This window comes from Enterococcus sp. DIV0170, assembly GCF_051710765.1.
Taxonomy (GTDB): domain Bacteria; phylum Bacillota; class Bacilli; order Lactobacillales; family Enterococcaceae; genus Enterococcus_A; species Enterococcus_A raffinosus.
The window spans coordinates 92,609-112,354 of the sequence record NZ_JBIOLG010000002.1 but is presented as its reverse complement, the minus strand read 5'-3'; the positions used below and the strand labels follow the sequence as shown (position 1 = coordinate 112,354).

At 40.4% G+C, this 19,746-nt stretch carries 21 protein-coding genes and 1 pseudogene; 4 read left to right on the top strand and 18 right to left on the bottom strand.

Annotated elements, in window-relative coordinates:
* Positions 1-20 precede the first annotated feature (20 nt).
* On the bottom strand, positions 21-800 hold the full coding sequence (locus tag IGI50_RS16225) for a 4Fe-4S cluster-binding domain-containing protein (RefSeq protein ID WP_438777690.1): 780 nt from the start codon (positions 798-800) through the stop codon (positions 21-23).
* 176 nt (positions 801-976) lie between these two features.
* Between IGI50_RS16225 and IGI50_RS16220 the strand changes: the two genes are divergently transcribed.
* On the top strand, positions 977-1,519 hold the full coding sequence (locus IGI50_RS16220; RefSeq protein ID WP_010743831.1) for a helix-turn-helix domain-containing protein: 543 nt from the start codon (positions 977-979) through the stop codon (positions 1,517-1,519).
* A gap of 73 nt (positions 1,520-1,592) precedes the next feature.
* Here IGI50_RS16220 and IGI50_RS16215 read toward each other — a convergent pair whose 3' ends face one another.
* From IGI50_RS16215 to IGI50_RS16190, 6 genes are all read right to left on the bottom strand, one after another.
* Positions 1,593-1,916 (bottom strand): PTS lactose/cellobiose transporter subunit IIA, encoded by a 324-nt coding sequence (locus IGI50_RS16215; protein WP_438777689.1) that lies wholly within the window; start codon positions 1,914-1,916, stop codon positions 1,593-1,595.
* A 115-nt stretch (positions 1,917-2,031) separates the two neighbouring features.
* Positions 2,032-3,387, bottom strand: a complete 1,356-nt coding sequence (gene celB, locus IGI50_RS16210) for a PTS cellobiose transporter subunit IIC (RefSeq protein ID WP_222226941.1) — start codon at positions 3,385-3,387, stop codon at positions 2,032-2,034.
* Between the two features lie 26 nt (positions 3,388-3,413).
* Positions 3,414-3,743, bottom strand: a complete 330-nt coding sequence (locus tag IGI50_RS16205; RefSeq protein WP_010743834.1) for a PTS sugar transporter subunit IIB — start codon at positions 3,741-3,743, stop codon at positions 3,414-3,416.
* Between the two features lie 23 nt (positions 3,744-3,766).
* Positions 3,767-4,720: a N(4)-(beta-N-acetylglucosaminyl)-L-asparaginase gene (locus IGI50_RS16200; protein ID WP_438778429.1), complete on the bottom strand. Its 954-nt coding sequence runs from the start codon at positions 4,718-4,720 to the stop codon at positions 3,767-3,769.
* Between the two features lie 162 nt (positions 4,721-4,882).
* Complete coding sequence (locus tag IGI50_RS16195) at positions 4,883-6,184, bottom strand: Sapep family Mn(2+)-dependent dipeptidase (RefSeq protein ID WP_438777688.1); 1,302 nt, start codon at positions 6,182-6,184, stop codon at positions 4,883-4,885.
* A 36-nt stretch (positions 6,185-6,220) separates the two neighbouring features.
* Complete coding sequence (locus tag IGI50_RS16190) at positions 6,221-6,952, bottom strand: GntR family transcriptional regulator, LSA1692 subfamily (RefSeq protein ID WP_028021165.1); 732 nt, start codon at positions 6,950-6,952, stop codon at positions 6,221-6,223.
* A 260-nt stretch (positions 6,953-7,212) separates the two neighbouring features.
* Here IGI50_RS16190 and IGI50_RS16185 point away from each other — a divergent pair, with 260 nt between their 5' ends.
* On the top strand, positions 7,213-7,956 hold the full coding sequence (locus IGI50_RS16185; protein WP_438777687.1) for an epoxyqueuosine reductase QueH: 744 nt from the start codon (positions 7,213-7,215) through the stop codon (positions 7,954-7,956).
* A 196-nt stretch (positions 7,957-8,152) separates the two neighbouring features.
* The gene (locus IGI50_RS16180; RefSeq protein ID WP_438777686.1) at positions 8,153-10,246 is read left to right on the top strand and encodes an LTA synthase family protein; all 2,094 of its coding nucleotides are present in this window, start codon (positions 8,153-8,155) and stop codon (positions 10,244-10,246) included.
* Between the two features lie 43 nt (positions 10,247-10,289).
* Here the strand turns inward: IGI50_RS16180 and IGI50_RS16175 are convergent, their stop codons facing one another.
* From IGI50_RS16175 to IGI50_RS16145, 7 genes and pseudogenes are all read right to left on the bottom strand, one after another.
* The gene (locus IGI50_RS16175; protein ID WP_338289358.1) at positions 10,290-11,084 is read right to left on the bottom strand and encodes a Cof-type HAD-IIB family hydrolase; all 795 of its coding nucleotides are present in this window, start codon (positions 11,082-11,084) and stop codon (positions 10,290-10,292) included.
* A pseudogene (locus IGI50_RS16170) lies at positions 11,081-12,018 on the bottom strand (glycosyltransferase family 2 protein). Before IGI50_RS16170 ends, IGI50_RS16175 begins: the two are co-directional and overlap by 4 nt.
* Positions 12,011-12,925 carry an AraC family transcriptional regulator gene (locus IGI50_RS16165; RefSeq protein ID WP_338289352.1) on the bottom strand — a complete coding sequence of 305 codons (915 nt, stop codon included), beginning with the start codon at positions 12,923-12,925 and terminating at the stop codon, positions 12,011-12,013. Before IGI50_RS16165 ends, IGI50_RS16170 begins: the two are co-directional and overlap by 8 nt.
* 138 nt (positions 12,926-13,063) lie before the next feature.
* Complete coding sequence (locus IGI50_RS16160) at positions 13,064-13,663, bottom strand: short chain dehydrogenase (protein WP_438777685.1); 600 nt, start codon at positions 13,661-13,663, stop codon at positions 13,064-13,066.
* Positions 13,664-13,669: 6 nt separating this feature from the next.
* Complete coding sequence (locus tag IGI50_RS16155) at positions 13,670-14,149, bottom strand: isochorismatase family protein (protein WP_438777683.1); 480 nt, start codon at positions 14,147-14,149, stop codon at positions 13,670-13,672.
* A 181-nt stretch (positions 14,150-14,330) separates the two neighbouring features.
* The gene (locus tag IGI50_RS16150; RefSeq protein ID WP_010743845.1) at positions 14,331-14,519 is read right to left on the bottom strand and encodes a CsbD family protein; all 189 of its coding nucleotides are present in this window, start codon (positions 14,517-14,519) and stop codon (positions 14,331-14,333) included.
* Between the two features lie 80 nt (positions 14,520-14,599).
* A complete protein-coding gene (locus tag IGI50_RS16145) occupies positions 14,600-14,767 on the bottom strand; it encodes a hypothetical protein (RefSeq protein WP_438777682.1) in 168 nt (55 codons plus the stop codon).
* A gap of 74 nt (positions 14,768-14,841) precedes the next feature.
* Here IGI50_RS16145 and IGI50_RS16140 point away from each other — a divergent pair, with 74 nt between their 5' ends.
* The gene (locus IGI50_RS16140; protein ID WP_438777681.1) at positions 14,842-15,021 is read left to right on the top strand and encodes a hypothetical protein; all 180 of its coding nucleotides are present in this window, start codon (positions 14,842-14,844) and stop codon (positions 15,019-15,021) included.
* Positions 15,022-15,050: 29 nt separating this feature from the next.
* Here the strand turns inward: IGI50_RS16140 and IGI50_RS16135 are convergent, their stop codons facing one another.
* From IGI50_RS16135 to IGI50_RS16120, 4 genes are all read right to left on the bottom strand, one after another.
* Entirely contained in the window at positions 15,051-16,235 is a 1,185-nt protein-coding gene (locus IGI50_RS16135) for a MalY/PatB family protein (protein ID WP_438777680.1), read from the bottom strand.
* On the bottom strand, positions 16,222-17,268 hold the full coding sequence (locus tag IGI50_RS16130; RefSeq protein WP_438777679.1) for a M42 family metallopeptidase: 1,047 nt from the start codon (positions 17,266-17,268) through the stop codon (positions 16,222-16,224). Before IGI50_RS16130 ends, IGI50_RS16135 begins: the two co-directional genes overlap by 14 nt.
* Positions 17,252-18,334, bottom strand: a complete 1,083-nt coding sequence (locus tag IGI50_RS16125; RefSeq protein ID WP_060789331.1) for a M24 family metallopeptidase — start codon at positions 18,332-18,334, stop codon at positions 17,252-17,254. The genes IGI50_RS16130 and IGI50_RS16125 overlap by 17 nt, the downstream gene beginning before the upstream one ends.
* 61 nt (positions 18,335-18,395) lie before the next feature.
* Positions 18,396-19,745, bottom strand: a complete 1,350-nt coding sequence (locus tag IGI50_RS16120; RefSeq protein ID WP_438777678.1) for a PTS sugar transporter subunit IIC — start codon at positions 19,743-19,745, stop codon at positions 18,396-18,398.
* Position 19,746: the final 1 nt, after the last annotated feature.

Below are 19,746 nucleotides of genomic sequence, written 5' to 3'. Positions count from 1 at the left end.
CCTCCTGTTTTAAACTATTTTTAGCCGCCGATCGTCACTTGATAGCCAGCTTCTTGATAGACTTTTTTTACCATTTCTACTTTTTCATCCGCAGGTTTGATAAAATTTTGTGTACAAACCCGCTTCAAGCGCTCATACTTATCCCGACCGAAATCATGATATGGAAGGAGTGATATTTCACTCACATGAATTTTTTCAATTGTTAACCAATCGATGATTGCTTTCGCATCCACTTTCTCTGCATTAATTTCGTCTAATAAAATCAAGCGTAAATTGATCTCTGCCTGCTGCTCCGATAAGAAACGTAAATTCTCTAAAACCAATTGATTCCCTGCACCGGTATATAGTTGGTGGTCATGTGAATTTATGAACTTTAGATCATACAAAAATAAATCCGTATAGGGTAAAATCCGGCGATAATTCTCAGTTGGTGCAACACCACACGTATCGATTGCTACAGAAATCCCCAATCGTTGGCATTCACTCGCAAGCTCGATGACGTAATCCATATTTTGCGCCATCACTTCTCCACCGGAAAATGTCACTCCTCCGCCAGATTGATCATAAAAAATTTGATCTGCTTGAATTTTCTTTACCAATTCGCGGATGGAGTATTCTTTTCCAATCAGCTCCTCTTTCCCATATTTATTCAACATAACCTCTGGTGCAAACACTTGGCTCTCTGGATTGTGACACCATTCACATCTGATGGGACACCCTTTGAAAAAAATCGTTGTACGAATACCTGGCCCGTCATGGGTCGAAAATTTTTGTATATTAAATATCGTAGGCTTTTTCACGTGCTTCCCTCCCATCTCTCATTATAAAGTCCTTCGTCAGTACTTGCAAGCGCTTAATTCATAATAATGAACATTCCGGGTTTTTTTATCTGTATTTTTCATTTAAATGATGGTTGGGAATTTGATCTTTTTTCGGGTATACTAAAATAGCGAAAAAGATGTAAGGGAGTAAATGAATGAATATCGGTGAAAAAGTAAAAAGTCTGCGCAATGAACGTGGAATGACTCTTAAGCAGCTTTCCGAAGCGACTGGATTATCAACGGGCTTCTTGTCTCAATTCGAACGAGGAATTACTACTATTGCAGTGGAACATTTATCAACAATCGCTGCTTTATTTGAAGTCCGAATGAATTATTTTTTTGAAGAAGAAACAGAAGTAGAACCTATCATACGTGGGTACGATCAGCCGGTAATCCATGAATTGAACAACATGATCTACAAGCAACTGAGTCGAACGCCTCAGGATAAAAAAATTGCTCCGAAAATGATTGAGATTATGCCTCATGAAAGACGAGAATTACCTACTACTTACCCCCATCAGGGCGAAGAATTTGTTTACGTTTTGGAGGGAATTTTGACTCTGGTGATTGAAGATAAAACATACCAGCTCTATCCTGGCGATTCTGCTCATTATTTCTCTACGATTGATCATAACTGGGATAACCAAACAAGTAATGTCGTGAAATTTATTGTCGTACACTACCCGAATGATTATTAAAAGCGCTCGATCGTATTTGATCGAACGCTTTTTAACTAGACATATACTTTTTTTAAGTTATCTTCTTGAAAGACTATTTATCTGATTCGACTAATCGCTTATAAACATCGATTAATTCTTGTGTTAATCCGATATAGGAGATAGCATTCATTAAATGGTCTTGACTATGCACCATTAGTAATGTGACTTCGGCATTGTTCCCGCTGGCTTCGGCAGTCAATAAACCTGTCTGAGTGTTGTGCGCCTCCACCAATGCTTCATTTGCAGCAGTCATTCGTTTTTCCGCCTCAGTAAAATCATTGCTCTTTGCGGCGGCTAATGCTGCAACTGCCTCCCCCTTTGCATTTCCTGCATTCATGATTAAGCCCATCACTATTTGTAGTTGCTCGTCATTCATTGTCAAAAATCCCTTCTACATGTAAAAATAAATCCGTCCTACTGACTTTTTACTATCTTTTCATGGTGCTTTGTTCGTTACAAGTTACTGGCATACTTTTAGCTTTTCGATTATCTTAGATCTCGTCAAAATCAAACGTATCAAAGTCGATTTCTTCTGCATCAAGTTCTTCTGCTTCTTTTTCTTCTCGTAAATATTGATCGTCTAATACTTTAATGAAGGGATAATAAATTGCCATACCCAAAACAATCAGTAATGCCTGCAAGACAGACGCCTGCCAGCCACTAACTAAGAAGCCAGAAATAATCGGCGGTGTCGTCCATGGTAGCTGAATCCCGTTTGTATAAGGAACGATTCCCCAATCCATAGCGAAGTAAGAAATAATAATATTAATAGTAGGAACAAGTGCAAAAGGAATTAGAAGAATCGGATTCAAGACAATCGGCAATCCAAAGATAATCGGTTCATTGATTCCGAAAATACTGGGTACTAGTGATAATTGAGACAATTTTTTTACCCGCTGACTCTTACAGAATATGACCATCACAATAATCAATGATAAGGTGGAGCCGCCACCGCCAAATGTTGCGAACATATCTTGAAATTGCCCTGTGATGATATTTGGAATTGGGTGTCCATCTTTAAAGGCCTGCATGTTTTCAACTGACAGCGCACGTAAAACGGGATTAAATACCGCACCTACCACGCTGCTTCCATTGATACCAAAGAACCAGAAGAAATGTAAAAATAGATAAGCAATAATCATGGCGCCTAAAGTGTTTCCTAAACTTAGTAAAGGCGTTTGTAAAAACTTAAAGATGACATCCTGCAAATTCCCCATTGGAGTCAATGAAACTAGCCAGTTGATCACAAACATAATCGTCACAACCACAAAGCTCGGAATTAATGCTTCAAAGGATTTTACTACGGTTGGTGGTACCCCTTCAGGCATTTTGATCGTCCAGCCGCGATGAATAACTGCTGCAAAAATTCGTGTAGATACTAAAGCAATAATCATCCCTAAAAACAAACCACTTGAACCCATCCATTTCAGCGGTAAGCTAGTAACATCAAAAACCTGTGTGCTGTTTTCTGGCGTAAATTGGGTTGTAAAAGGGGTCAAAATGAAGAAAGATACTAGAGCTAACGCACCGGATTGTATCGCATCAATGTCCAATTGACGTCCCAAGCTATAGGCAATTCCAACGACAGCTAAAATCGTCATGACATCAAAACTGGCTGACGCAGGAACAGACATCAACGATTCCCAGTTGCTTCCTAAAATTGGAGTAATGATGTTGCTCCAATTAGGAATTGGAAAGTTCGCCAGTAATAAGAAAAAAGAACCAACAATTAATAATGGCGTGGAAATCAAAAATCCGTCACGAATCGCAATCAAATATTTATTTTCCCCGATAATTTTAGCCAATGGGGTCAAAACTCTTTCCAACCAGTTTAAAAACTTCTGCATCTTTTTTTCCTCCAATCAATCAGGTACTATTTTTTATTTTGTTTAATTAATTTCAAAACTTCTTTCATCGCTTTTTCGCCATCCATCATCCCGTAAATCTCTGGAGCGATTACAGCGACGGGGATGCCTAATGGTGCGAATTGCTCCTTGGTTTTTTCCAATAGAAATTTTACTTGTGGACCTAAAAGAATAGCCACAGGTTTTTCCTTTTCAACAACTTCTTGTGACCGTGCGACCGGAAAAGCAGTGATTTGAAGAGGCATATTATGCTTATTTACGACCTCCATCATTTTATTGACCATAATACTTGTGGACATTCCTGCATCACAAAATAGATAAATTTGTTTTTTACTCATAGTATTCACTCTCCTAAAATTTTTTATACAATTGGTGCCTTAATCCGTTTTTCATAAGCGTCTAGCCAATCTTGTGTAATTGGCTCAATGATAGTAGTATGCTCTATCCCCATATTAGCGATAAAAATTTGCGGTTCTTCGTGATCATTTCCAACGCTAAAGGTAAATTCAACATTCGTCGCTACGCCCCATTCGCCTTCTTTGTTCATCGCAATCAATGAGAAGGCGCCAGCTTTTCCATAACGCGCCGTTAATTTATCATGGAATTCATAAACCGCTTGATCACAGGCAGCCTGTGGCTTTATACCTTCTCCCATCAATCGAACGATCTCATAGGATAAGCAGCCCTTCATTAAATCTTCTCCTAACCCTGTCGCGGCCGCGCCGCCAATTTCACTATCCACATAAAAACCAGAACCAGATAATGGTGAATCTCCTACACGCCCTGGTTTTTTCATGAAGAGTCCCGAGCTAGAGGTTCCCGCAGTCATGGTGCCCATTTGATCCAATGTAATAGCTCCGACTGTGTCGTGACCGTCGTAAGGGTTCAAATTGTTTTCCTGAATTTCTTTCAAACGCTTCTCCCATATTTTATGAGCACGCTCCGTCAGCATACTTTTTCTTTCAAACCCCTCCAGCATTGAATATTTCGTTGCCCCTTCACCTACGCGAAAGCTATTAAATTTATCCTTGCTCAATTTTCGTGCGACAGAAATTGGATTTTTTACATCTGTGATGCCCGCCACCGCGCCAATTTCAAACGTGTCTCCATTCATAAAGGCTGCATCCATTTCTAGGATACCTTCCGCATTTGGCAGCCCTCCAAATCCAACTGATTTATAATAGGGATAATCCTCCACTGTTTTGATTAAAGCCTCCACAGCATCTCCTGCATTTGCTTTGTTTTCTAATAATCGCATTGCTTCAACTACGCCATCGTGCGCCATACGCCATGTGGCAATCGCTCCCCACGCCATCTTCATGCCCCTCTCGTTACCGTTTACATTTAAAAATCTGACCTCATTATAAATAGTATATACTGTTTTGTATATACTAAATTTAAAATTTTTTTATTTTGTTCCCAGAAAGTATCACGCCATGAAAAAAGACCTGACAATCCATGTCAGGTCTCATTGGTTTTATTCAATTAGTTTTAACATGGCACGCATATAGATTTCCATATTCAGCAATAAATCTTCTTCATCCATATATTCATCTTGATTGTGGGCAATCCCCTTTTGTCCAGGGAATGACGGCCCAAATGCGACGATATTGGGTACAAAACGTGCGTAAGTGGCTCCTGTAGTTGTTACTGGCGTCCCATCTAGCTTTGTAACGTCTTCATAAATCTTTGACAAAGCATGAACGTTCGGATCATTTTTTGGAAAATGACTGCTTTGAATGCGGCGAACCACTGATAGTTGACTCTTAGGTGGAAGATGTTTTTCTAGTGCTTTCGTTACCTCTGCTTCTGTCACAGAAACTGGATAGCGAATGGCTAATGAAAGAGACAACTGATTCCCCTTTTTGAGCAGCTCATAAGGAGTGACCATTAGTTTCCCACTGTCTGTATCCGAAAAATCAATACCAAGTCCTTCCCCATAATGCTTGTTCGCCAAACTTTTTTCTAGCCATAAAAAGTATTCTTGCAGTTTTCCTGAAAGTCGTCTTTCCTGATTGATTTTTTCTGCTAATAACGTAATGGTATTCATCCCAAGCTCTGGCGCATTCGATGGAGCTCTTTTCCCTGTAACACGAACCTCTTCCCCGTCGATCCTCACCGATAAGTCATCGGGCACATGATCTCTTGCTTGATCCCCGACAAATTCTCCTATAGGCCCCAGCATTTCCTCAGCAAATGAGGTTAAAATCTCATAATTTACAATTCCACGTTCGCCATAAACTACTGGATATTTACAGTCTGGTGTAAAACCAAACACTGGTGCTGGTTCCTCACTTAGATAAAGCGGGATATCTGAACTGCCGCTTTCTTCATCGGTTCCAAAGACAATTCGAATGGTTTTTTTTACTGGCAAATCCATATCCTTTAATAATTTCAATCCAAACAAACAGGATAAAATCGGGCCCTTATTGTCTAAAATGCCGCGACCATAAAAACGCTGATCCTTTTTGCTCAATTTGAAGGGGGGAAAGGTCCAGCCTTCCCCAGCAGGAACAACATCCAAGTGTCCTACGACAGCAATATAGTCTTTCTCTTCCCCCCATTGCGCATACCCAACAGCATCATTGACGATTGCGGTCTTAAAACCATAGGTCTCGGCCAATGCCATAACCGTTTCTAAAGCTGCTTTTGGTCCCTGACCGAATGGTGCGTGTTCTGCAGATTCCCCTTTCACACTCTCCACTCGCATCACCTGATCAAGATCCTGATAAAACTGCTCTTTATTTTCTTCAATCACTCTTCTAAAATCAATGGTCATGAGAAGTCTCCTCGTTTCTATCAACAATGTATTTGTTTAGTGGTTGTATCGAGTCAGCGTTGTTTTAAATACATAGCGATCTGATCGATAGTATGAAATATCATAAAATATTGGTGTCGCATCTAACGCATAGGTCACGGAATAAACCTGTAACAACGGATCACCCATTGGCACATCCAAAAGTTTTGATAGTTCTGGCCGTACTAAAATTGCTTCTACTTCTTGATGGGAATAAGCAATCTCAGTTTTTTCTTCTAATAGCTGGAATAAGGAGCCGTTGAAGTCCTCCTTGGTTAAGCCCTTGACATAATATTCGGATAAATAAATTTTTTCCACCGTCATTGGTTCATTATCTAGAATTCGCCGCCGAACAAGTTCATAAATTGGCTGATCTTCTTCTAATTGCAAGGCATTCAATATCTCTTCTGATGGTTCGGTAACATGCTGGAAAGAGATAACTTCTGTGCTGCTGGTTTTTCCATAAGCTTTCGCTGCTTCAGTAAAGCCTTGCAGCCCGGAGCGTCCGCTTTGAATTTTGGGCTGTGACATCACATAGCTGCCTTTGCCTCGTCGTTTCACTAAAATGTTCTTAGTGATTAAATCATCGATCGCCTTACGTATCGTTAATCGGCTGCAGTCAAATTCCTTTGCCAAATCGTATTCAGAAGGCAATTTCTGCGAACTGACATACACACCCTCGTGAATGCGTTTTTCAATTTCGGCGGAGACTTGATCAAATTTTGCCTTTGTTGATTTTTTCTCTTCCATACTTTCTCCTTCATTCGCTTTATGTATTTCGTTTTTAATCATCATTCTCACTATACTGATTCTTTCATGCCTTGGCTAGGCTAATCTTCTCAGTAGTCTATTCGGTATATACCTTCTAGTATATACTATACTGATAATGGATAAAATTCAATCATCTAAGAGACTTTTAACGTTTAATCTAGCTTGTTTTAAGATAGTGGACTACCTATCACCGCTTTCCTTCTAACGACATTTCACTTATAATACCTTCAGGTGATTTTATGAATACAATTGATGCAACGGAAATCGTTGAAAAAATGAGCAATCAAAAAATAAATTATGATAGAGTGCTTCACAAAATGATTCAAGCGTGGGAAAAAGAGAAGGTTCGCCCACGTATTCTGATTCATTCTTGTTGCGCGCCTTGCAGCACATACACACTAGAATTTTTAACTCAGCATGCAGATGTAACTATTTTCTTTTCCAACTCAAACATTCATCCAGAGAGTGAATACCAACGACGCGTGCTCGTCCAAGAAAAATTTATCAATGATTTTAACGCGGCGACAGGCAATCATGTGGAGCTGATTATTGATGATTATAAGCCAAACGACTTTATTCAATTCATGCAGCAAAACAATCTAACTGAAGAACCTGAAGGCGGCAAACGCTGTACTGCATGTTTCAATATGCGCCTCGATTTAGCAGCAAAAGAAGCATTGGAACGAGGATATGATTACTTCGGTAGCGCTCTGACGATCTCTCCGAAAAAAAATAGTCAATTAATCAATCAAATCGGCATGGATATTCAAAAAATCTACAATACACATTATCTGCCTAGTGATTTTAAGAAGAATTCTGGCTATCAACGCTCTATTGAAATGTGTAAGGAATACGATGTGTATCGTCAATGCTACTGCGGCTGTGTTTTTGCCGCAAAGCAACAGGGCTGCGACCTCAAAACGATCAATAGAGAAGCAAAAGCCTTCGTTAAGGAGCATCAACAGCAACCCAAAGAAGCATAAGTTAAGAACGATAGAAAAAACCTATCGTTCTTTTTTTTCTGCAAAGAATTCAAAAGATGGAAATAATTTGTTGTTTCGCCATCCACTATTGCTTTTTTTATAAATTTAGCAAGTTGCATTTATGATAGCCTTTACATAGCCACTCAATCTTCGGTACAATAAACTAATTACAAAGCTGATTAAGAGAGGTTTCTGTATGTTCAAAGCTAAAATGAATGCACGCTTCGGCTTCTTTCTACTATTGACATTGCTGTTATGGGGAAAAAGCGTATTCGCCTACTTTATTGATTTTGATTTGCGGTTAGATAATGCCTTACAAGTATTTATTCTTTTGATCAATCCGATAGCGACAACGATGCTCTTTTTATCGATTTTTTTGTTTATCCGAAGAACAAGAGCTGCTTATGTTACAGGCTATCTGATTTACTTATTATTAAGTATTTTGCTTTTTGCGAACGTCGTTTATTATCAGGAGTTCACTGATTTTCTTACCATCGATACGATACTAGGTGCTGGAAAAGTCGCAAGTGGGCTGGGTGAAAGTGCGATTCGGCTATTTAGGCCGCATGATGTTCTTTATTTCCTGGATTGTATCGTTGTATTGGTGGCTTTGCTTTTAAAAAAGATTCCGCTGGATACCCGTCCGGTACGTGGAAAGTTTGCTTTTATAACTACGATTGCTTCACTGCTATTTCTATTAGGAAACATTGCTTTAGCGGAAACAAGCCGACCTGGACTACTGACACGAACCTTCTCTAGAGATTATTTAGTGAAATATCTAGGAATCAACGCTTACACCGTTTATGACGGGATTAAGACCTATCAAGTTTCCCAAATCCGCGCGCAAGCCAGTCCAAATGATATGGCGGTTATAGCAGACAAGCTGAAGCAGCAGCCTAAAGAAAAGAATGAAGAAACCTTTGGCCTTGCAAAAGGGAAAAATATCATCTATGTACACTTGGAAAGCGCCCATCAGTTCTTGATCGATTACAAACTAAAGGACGAAAATGGGGACGAACATGAGGTGATGCCCTTCGTAAATAGCTTGTACCACAGCAACAATTCCTTTAGCTTCGATAATTTCTACCATCAAGTGAGCGCAGGAAAAACCAGTGATGCGGAGACCTTGTTGGAAAACTCTTTATTCGGACTGAATCAAGGCTCGCTTTTTTCACAATTAGGCGGGAAAAATACCTTTAATGCAGCTCCTGCCATCCTTAATCAGAAACTGGGGTATACAACAGCGGCTTTTCACGGAAACGCTGGAAATTTTTGGAATCGAAACGAAACCTATAAAAAATTTGGTTATCAGCATTTCTTCGACGCCAGCTATTACAAATTGGATGATGAGAATTCTTTCCAATATGGGTTGCATGATAAGCCCTTTTTCCAACAATCGGTGAAATATTTAGAGCATTTGCAGCAGCCTTTTTATGCAAAATTTTTGGCTGTTTCGAACCACTATCCTTTTTCAGAACTACCGGAAGCTGAGAACGGTTTTCCAAAGGTCAATACTGGCGATTCAACAATTGATGGTTATTTCGCGACAGCTAATTATACAGATACGGCCATCAAGGAATTTTTCGATTATCTAAAGGCAAGTGGGCTCTACGAAAATTCTATGATCGTTTTATATGGCGATCATTACGGTATTTCAGATTCTCGTATCAAGGATACAAAAGAATTGTTTGGCAAAGAGGACTGGACCACCTTTGATACGATACAAGCACAAAAAGTCCCCCTCATTATCCATATTCCTGGTCAAGATAAGGGAACGATCAATCACACCTATGGCGGACAAGTGGATGTGTTGCCAACCCTTCTGAGCCTAATTGGTTATGAGTCCGATCATTTGATGCTGCTAGGGCAGGATTTACTTTCGCCCAACAGAGACGAAGTAGTGGCCTTTCGCAACGGCAATTTCGTTACAAAAGATTACTCCTATCACAAAGGCGATGTTTACGATAACCAGACGGGAGATTTACTAAACTTTAGCCATCCTGAAATCGTTGAATCGGCTAAAGAAGTGAAGAAGAAAGTAGATGAGCAATTAGCCACCTCCGATCAAATCAATAATGGCGATTTGCTGCGCTTTTATTATGACAGCGGGATCAAACCTGTAAAAACAGAGGACATTAATTACAAGAACTCGATAAAAGACTTAACAGACATCGAAAAAGAGCTTGGAGAAAAATCTACCAGCGTTTATTCTCACAACAATCAGCATTCAACAGAAGAACTATATAAAACCCGATCGTATAAGGAATATACAGAAGAAGCAGACAAATAAAAAAGGAGTGAAAACAGCGAAAGATAGCTGTTTCCACTCCTTTTTATTGAATTAAATCTTCCAACACCTGCAAAACACCAGATTCATTATGAGACGGCGCTTGATGCTTGGCTGTCGCTAAAACTTCTGGACTACATTCTTTCATAGCATAACTGTACTCTGTCAAGGCGAGCATCTCCAAATCATTGTTCGCATCGCCAAAGGCCGCGAGTTCGTTGGGCTCGATTCCCCATTCATCTAGTAAGCTTTTGATTGCTCGTCCCTTCGTCACCCCAGGGATGATAATGTCGATACTGCCATGACCGCTAGTAACGGCTGTGATTTCTCCGCCAAAGGCTTCATTCAAATGAGCGGCAATCTCATACGTCTTTTCAACTTCCACATCTAAGGCAAATTTTACAATCGGATCTTCTGGAAGATCGTCAAAATCCGCCAGCTCTTCCAGTCGATAGCTGTAAATTCTAGCAAATTTTTTGAACTCTTCGCTGGCACTTTCCAATAAATAAGAAGACTTGACCCCACACGCAACAAACTCTAAATCATGGGCGCCCTCTACTAAAAACGTCATGATTTTTTCTGTCAATTCCTTTGAGAAATGACGTTCCCATTGTAGACCTTGGTCGTTAAAGATCAATGCGCCATTTTCCGAAACGTAAGTAATTCCTCGGTCTCCGCTAAAAAACGAGCGGAGCTGATAATACTGATTTCCACTAGCCACAATGAAACGAATCCCCTTCTCCTTCATCCGAGAAAAAAGCGCTTCAAATCGCGGACGGTCATAGTCATTTTGGCTATTTAAAAATGTCCCGTCCATGTCTACTGCTACAGCCTTAATCATATATTTCCTCCTCTGATAAGCTGCTGTAAAATATTCAACTGCAGCTCAAAATTTTGTCGTGCTTTTTTATTCTCTGTATCCAAAATGAAGCCACAGGAGAGATTCAGTAAAGCAGCTAGCATCAAAAATCCTGCGGTGATCAGTGTTGGCATTCGCTCTACTAACCCAGTACGTAAATAGGCTAGAAAAACAGGAATACCTAAAACAATCGACAATCCTGCTAAAATCGCTGCCAATACACTGAAAAACACTAGCGGACGATAATCCTTGAATAGTTGGAAGATTGTTTTAATCACTCGCAGCCTATCAGAGATCGTGTTCAATTTTGAATCGCTGCCTTCTGGTCGATCACGGTAATCGACTTCCACATTTTTGATCACAAAGTTTTTATCTAAGGCATGAATGTTCATTTCCGTTTCGATCTCAAATCCTTTGCTCAAGACCGGCATACTTTTAGCAAACAAGGGGCTCAACGCTCGATAGCCCGTTAAAATGTCCTTGATGTTCCCATTAAAGAAGTAATTGATCAGGTTACGAACCACAACATCCCAGAATTATGAAATGGTCGCTTATTCTCTGAAAAATACGTTGAAGATAAGCGATCACCGATGACCATATCCGCACCATTCTCTAGGACTTCACGACACAAATTGCGCGCATCTTTTGCGGGATAGGTATCATCTCCATCTACTAGCAAATAGCATTCTGCTTCAATTTCGCGAAACATCGTCCGAACAACGTTTCCCTTTCCCTGTCGACTTTCCCTCTTGACTTTAACACCTGCCGCTTTGGCAATCTCATAGGTATCGTCAGTGGAATTGTTGTCATACACATAGATTGGCCCTTCTGGCAACTCCTGTTTAAAATCATCGATCACTGCTTGAATGGTCTGTGCCTCATTATAGCAAGGGATCAATACTGCAATCTTATCCAATCGATCGTTCCTCTTTTCTTTGCTTTGTCCGATAGCTTTTAGGCGTTTGATTAAAACGGGCCTTGAACAGCTTGCCAAAATAGCTGGCATCTTTAAACCCGCATTCTTGCGCGATTCGCTCGACTGTCCACTTAGTATTCAGCATCAACCCGACAGCCATTGATAGTCGATAATCATTGATATATTCCATGGGCTTCTTTTGAGTGAAACGAGCAAAAATCCGAAAACATTCTGAACGACTAATCTTGCTGTGTTCACAAATTGTTTGAATCGTCACACGCTTCATATAATTTTGCTGAATATAGTTCATAACCGCTTTTATTTCTTTCTCATATTTTTCCGGACGTTTGTTCAGCGGAGTCTTGTCTTTTTCCAGCAGATATAGGAATAGTTTTTCCCAAATTGAACTAAGTTTAGAGAGGATTCTCAGCTCATAACCCGCTCCTTCATCGACAGTCGCTAAATCGATGAGTCGTTTATACATTTCTTGTCCCATCTTTCCAGAGTGTTCAAATTTTTCTCCAAGAAAGCCTTTTTCACTTAATGATTGAAAATACTTTTGATAGATAGTTCCTGCACCGCCGCCTGTCAGCAGATCTGGCGAAAAGACAATGGTCAGCATCTCAGCAGTCGTCTCCTTTTTACTTAGAGCCGCTCCGTGTAAACTATTTGAATAGACAATCATGGTATCTCCTTCTTTTAAGAGAAAGCATTGGTCATCTAAACGATAGTCCAGTGTTCCCTTTAATAGGACATTCATCTCAATTGTTTCATGCCAATGATAGTTTAACATTTGGCCTACCGTTTCATTAAAGTCATCCTGCCAAATACCAAAAGGAAACGCATTATCTGGAAACTCCATCAATTCCTTTAAATGACTATCTAAGTAAAGCTTTTTCGCTAACATCGCAACACCTTCGAAACTATTGTTATAATATTAACTCCTATTATAGGCTAATCAGACAATATATGAAACTATTTTTCCATAAAAAGCAATAACGTTTACAAAAAACTCACCTCCGCTCATGCGAAAGTGAGTATCTTTTTAATAAACTTGATATTCTTGACCCGTTTGTTTTCCTTCAACGCTTTTAACATAGGCCATTGCTACACGCTCTGCCGGTATTGGCACAAATCCTTTAAAAGAATCTTTGTATTTTTCATAAGATTCCACCAAAACGTTCGGACTGACACAGTTAATACGAATCCCTTGAGTAAAGTCAATCGCTGCTGATTTTACAAAAGCTAAGACACCGCCATTCGCCATCGCCGCCGAAGCACCGCCAGGAATAGGATCGTCCTTCATGATTCCTGTTGTAAGAGTAATACTCCCATCACGTCGCAAGTATTTCTGTCCGATCAATGCAAGGTTAATCTGACCAAGTAATTTACTTTGCACAGCTACCATATTGTCCTCCGGTGTCATCTCTTCTACCAGCTGAAATTTTGCGGTTCCTGATGCATTGACGATCGCATCGACGTGCCCCACTTTTTTGAACATTGTTTCGATACTGTCCACCGATGTCAAATCTACCTGCACATCCCCGCTTGTTCTCCCCGCAATGATGAGTTCGTGATTGTCCTTTAATTTCTTCACAATTGCTTGTCCGATTGTTCCTTTACCACCGACTACTAAAATCCGCACAGTTTGTCACTCCTTTTTTAGCTTTTCAATATATTCTTTTGTGGTCATTGTCATTACACCAGCGTTTTTCAGCTTTTTATTCCAAATATTCCGCATAGGCTTTAGTACAGAGTCATGAGCATCCTCGATCAATGTCACAGGAAAGCCTTCTGCCAAAGCTCCTTTACAGGTCGCTTGAACACACGCATTGCTCATCAAACCAACCACAACGAATTTTTCGAAATCATTTTCCTCCATTAGCGTCTTAAACTCTGCTGCCTTGAAAGTGTTCATTTGGACTTTCTCTACTACTAAATCACAGGCTTTTTGATGCAGTTTTGGTGACAACTCTCCATAGCCTGCCTTCTTAATCAGAACCACAGGCAGTCTTTTTTTATGGAACTGATCAATTACCGCATTCACGTTTTTCAAAAACGGCTCTTTTCCAATCAACGGCGCTATAGTTCCCGTCTGAACGTCTACTACCAATAATGCACTTTTTGACATGTACCTCCAACCTTTCCCCTTTCATCTTTATCTAATTATAATGCAAACAAAAAAGGCTTTCATTAGAAATTGTATGTCAAACACTAATAGACTCTTACTACGAGACAATAATGTCGCGTTCACTGTTTATCGCCCCTGATAGAAAATATAAAAATAGACCTGCCGCGGCAGGTCTAAAAGACTAATCTTCTTTTTCTTTGTCAATTTTCTTGTTGATCTTACCAGCAACATCATCTGCGGCTTCTTTGGCTTTATCCTTCGCTTTACCGAAACCTTGTTGGATTTTGCCCTTTAATTCTGTTGATTCATCATCTGTAACTTTTCCTTTTGCTTCGTTTACTTTTCCTTTTAATTCATCATTGTTAGCCATAATAAGCCCTCCTCATTCATACCGATGATTACTTCTAACAATAGTTTACCACCCGTAAATTTAGAAGGCTAAGAATCTGCTTAGCCTTTCAATAGGCGCTCTGCCTGTTGAATTTCTTGCTGAAGTGTTTTTATACGCTGATTCTTTAATTCACTAGAGATTTCTAACTGCTTCAATCGTTCCAGCTCGATTTTTGCCGCAGCTAATTCTGTTTTTATCTCGCAGAGAACGCTTTCATTCAATTCCATTGTATTTCTCCTCTCAAGCATCACGCACCGACTACTAATTAATTCTATGCTACACTGCTTTTGAGGTGAAGTAAATGCGAAATACATGGTTGCAAGAACAATTGGCTACGATTTCCAATGAGCAGAATAAATTTGTTGTTGATGAAGTAATTAAATACATCGAACAGCTAGAAGACGACAACGAGAGTCTTCAAGTAGCATTAGAGGGGAATATTTGGAGCCCCAAAAAATGGAACGAAAAAGCAGAGAAGTAGCCAAAATTTGTTGGCTGCTTCTCTGCTTTTTATTGCTCGTCTAAAGATCGAATCGCACGTAGGAGTCGTTCGGCACCATCGACGATTTTTTCTTTAGGTGCACCAAGATTAAACCGCAGATAACGCTGCCCTTCCACTCCATAAGTCTCACCCTTCATGATGGCTACTTTTTCTTGCTTTACTAACACGGTTTGCAATTCGTCCATCGTGTATGGCAGCTTAGCGATATTGATCCAGCCTAAATAAGTGGCTTCCGGTACCCTAAAATCAATTCGCGGGTCCTTTGCTAAAATTCCTTTTAAAGCGGTGAAGTTTTCGTCCACCGTTCGATTTAGTTCTTCTACCCACTGTTTTTGATTATTATAGCAATCCATCGTCGCTAGCAACGCGGGATAAGGAATGGAGGATAGACCATCCCGCCCCTTTAGAATATTCAGAAATTTCTCCCGCAGTACTTCTTCTGAAAAAATCCCATAGGACCCACCAAGTCCTGGAGAATTGAAGGTTTTTGATGCAGAAGACAGCAACACTACAGGTACTTCGATCTGATTAATAAACATTAGAATCGGCAAATGTTTTTTATCAGGTCGGCGCACATCCATGTGAATCTCGTCGCTAATGATTGCCACAGAGTATTTGTTGCACAATGTAATCAAATGAGTCAATTCTTCCTCTGTAAAAACGCGACCAGTAGGATTGTGAGGATTACACAACAGGAAAATTGCGGGCTTTTCTGCAACAAAAATTTCTTCTAAAGCAAAGAAATCAATGGTAAACCGCTCCTTATCGTTCGTCAGTGAGAAAGTAATCAATGCTCGTTCATTGCCATTGATACAATTGAAAAAAGCGTCATAGCAAGGTGTGAACGTTACAATTTTGTCGCCTGTTTTACTCAGAAGTTGAAGACAAACGGATAAACTATAGATCACACTTGGTGAATAAACACACCAGTTCGGATCAATCCGGCAAGTGAACGCCTGTTGGAACCAACGACTGATACTTTGTTTGTAGTCCAAATGATTCCATCGTGTATAGCCAAAAAATCCACGATCAACCGCTTTAGACAAAACATCAATCGTTCCACCAGGAATCATAAAATCTGTGTCTGAAATGGAGAAGGGCAATAAATTTTTCTCACCAAACCGATCTTGCACATAATCCCATTGAGTTGAATAGGTGTCATAGCGAGACCGTTGCTCCTTAAAATTGCTCAAAATCAATTCCTCCCTCGTCAAACGAACGAACAACTGCTGATAATAACTCGATCGTTGCCTCTATATCGGAAATTTTTACGATGGAATTCCATGAATGACAATAGCGGACAGGAATACAAACGACCAGCGTCGGTTTTCCAGCAAACAATTGGACCGAGCCTGCGTCTGTCCCGCCGCCACCTAGTAAATCATACTGCCAAGGGATATTCTTCTTTTCAGCAATTTCTCTGCAATAGTCCAATAATTTTAGGTTTCCCAACGCGGTTTTATCCGCCAAAACTAGTCCCGGGCCATCGCCTTGAATTCGATTTGGCACCTCTGCGGCTTTCGGTGTGTCTTTTCCATTGGCGACGTCAATCACGATGTTTATATCCCCATCGACCTGAGAAGCAGCCACTTTCGAACCTCGAGTTCCAGCTTCTTCTTGAACAGTCGCTACGCCGATAAGTTCAATCTTTTTTGTCTGAACCTGATTCTTTACTTGAGCCATAATCGTACAGGCTACTCGATTGTCTAACGCCTTACCAATGACCTTCTCTTGATTGAAGCTTTTCTTCGCCTGAGTGTTCGGCAAGATCATATCTCCAATTTGCAGGCCTGCTGCTTCTAATTCTGCTTTTGAGTGGACGCCGAAATCAATATACATTTCACTGATTGATACAACATCATTCATATTATGACTTGCTTTGGGTAACGTTCCCACAACACCCTCCAAAACAGCGCCATTTTTACGACAGGTCGCCCTTACCTGTTGCCCTAATACCACATGACCCCACCATCCGCCAATAGGATAAAAGTAAACAAATCCATCCTCCGTGATTTGATGGACGAAAAAGCCAACCTCATCCATATGAGCATATAATGCAACTTTCTTCTTTTTTGCCTCCAAATCACCAAAGTACACATTCCCAAACGTGTCTTTTCTATTGGGTCCTTCAATCGTTTCTTGTAATGCTCGCTGGACCTGCGTCTCTTGTCCGGGTAAAGCATCTAGATTGGAAAGAGCCATCAATAAGCTATCCGTTGCAACCAATTGTCATCCACTCCTTATTAAATCGTGTTAAACTCTCAGCGTCTCCACTATCGTTCACGACCACATCATCTTCGATTCGAATGCCAAAGCCTGCTTCTGGCAAATAAATGCCTGGCTCGATGGTAAATGTCATATTTTTTTCAATGGTCACCGTTTCTTGTGGCGCTAATGCAGGATATTCATGACAAGAAAGGCCAAGTCCATGCCCTAAATTGTGGCTGAAAAATTGATCCAGTCCTCTTTGCTCCAAAAACATCCGTGCCATTTGATCAATTTCTCCAAGCTTTTTCCCTAGCGAAACTGCGGCAACGGCGTGTTTTTGAGCGGATAGCAGGGTTTGATAAGCTTCTTTAATCGCCTTCGGTACTTCACCAAATCCAAAGGTTCGAGTGATATCCGAATAATAACCTTGATAGATCGTCCCAAAATCAATCATAATCAGTTCATTTTCCGCAATTTTTTTCTGACTGGCATGGGCATGAGGCAAGGCCGTTCGTTCTCCTGAAGCCACGATTGTCTCGAAGGCCGCACCTTCACTTCCTAGTTTTTTGCTGTGATAGTCAATTTCGTTCGCTAGTTCCAATTCGGTCATTCCGACACGGATCATTGGCAGAATTTTTTCTAAGGTTTGATCAGCGATCGATGCCGCCTGCTTGATTGCCGCGATTTCTTCCGGTTGTTTGACCATTCGCAAGCTTTCTATCATATTCTTTGTTTCGACTAAATGCCCCTCTTCTTCAGCTACTGCTGTTTGAAGGGTACTAAACAACTGATATGAAATCGTTCCAGCTTCAAATCCTAGGGCTAACCCTTTTATAAATGGCCGCAGCGTTTCAATTAGGCTGCCTCCTACAGGTATTTCACAAATCTCGACATTACTAGTCTGCTGCTGCGCCTGTTTTGTATAGCGGCCATCCACAAATAATCGCAGCGTATTCTCTGTAACCAGCAACAAACCATTCGATCCAGTAAATCCGCATAGATAGCGGCGATTGATCTTATCTGTCACGAGTAGTCCCGCTAAGTTAGCTGCAGCAATTTTTTTACGTAATTCATCCACGTTCATGTGACACTCTCCCTTATTTAAAAAAGGTGCGACAAAACTCTCGTCACACCCGCTTTATTGGTTAGAAATCAATATCCGTTAAATATTGTTCGTCGTCATCAGAAATGACAGAGTTCGCTTTTTCAGCTTCTAATAGTGCTTCTCGTTCTAATTCTTGTTTTTCTAATACCTTAAAGAACGGCAGATATAAGCCAAAGGACATAGCTACCTGAATGACTTGAATGACGATCGCACGCCAATCAAATCCCGTTAAGAAGCCTTCCATAAACACCGGAACATAAGGCGGATCGAAAATTGGGAAATTCAATAATCCTAGTTTCATACAAATCATTGGGAACATTCCAACTAAAGCGCCACCAAAAATAAATGGAATCATTAACACCGGATTCAAAATGATTGGAACCCCAAAAAGTACCGGCTCATTAATCCCGAACAAAGATGGCAATAAAGCCACTGCTCCAACCTTTTTATAGCGTAACGACTTGCTGATCAGCATCGCCAACACCAGACCGATCGTCACTCCTGAACCAGAAAAATTCGCAAACGCAGATAATGTTCCATTCGTAATCACGTGCTGTAACGGTTCACCTGCTTCATGAGCAGCGATATTTTCTGACAAATACTGCACGGCAATTGGTGAAAGGATTGGTGACAATACTGCTGAATGAATCCCGAAAAACCAGAAGACTAAACGCAATACCAAAACAAAATAGATGATCCATAATGAATCCAAGCTACCGATTGCTGGTGCCAAAACATCCATGATAACCTGCGGAAGAAGTACACCGCCCGACAAACTATCGGTAACTGACCGAATCACAATGAATAAAACGCCGATAGCGGCCGTTGGTGTAATCAGTTCGAATGAGCTGGAAACAAAATCAGGTACTCCTTCAGGCATCTTAATTACCAGCTTGTGCTTCGTAAAAAACTGATACAGCTTCACTGAGATAATTGCTACGAAAATAGCGGTGAATAACCCTTTTGAATCAAGATATGAAGCAACAATATTGCCATTATCATCGACATCCATCGCTACGATTAAAAACGCGATGGCAGAAAGCAACATAGAGCCTACGGTGTATAGTTTATAGTGCTCACTTAAGAAATAAGAAATTGCTAAAACCGCGTATAAACCAACTAACCCTAAGGAAACTTTAGAAATAATACCAAATATATACCCGTAATTCTCGAACCAATTTGCTACTGCCTGTGTTTTGATAAATTCTGGAATAGAGGGGAAGATCGCCGCGATAGAACCTAGCAATAGCACCGGTGTCATGACGACCATCCCTTTTTTAATAGCCGTTAAGTAAGGATTGCTGTCAACTTTGTTAGCAACTGGAACCAATGTTTTACGAATAAAGGCTTCTACTTTTTCAAAAGCACCCTGTTTCTTTGGATTTTCCATT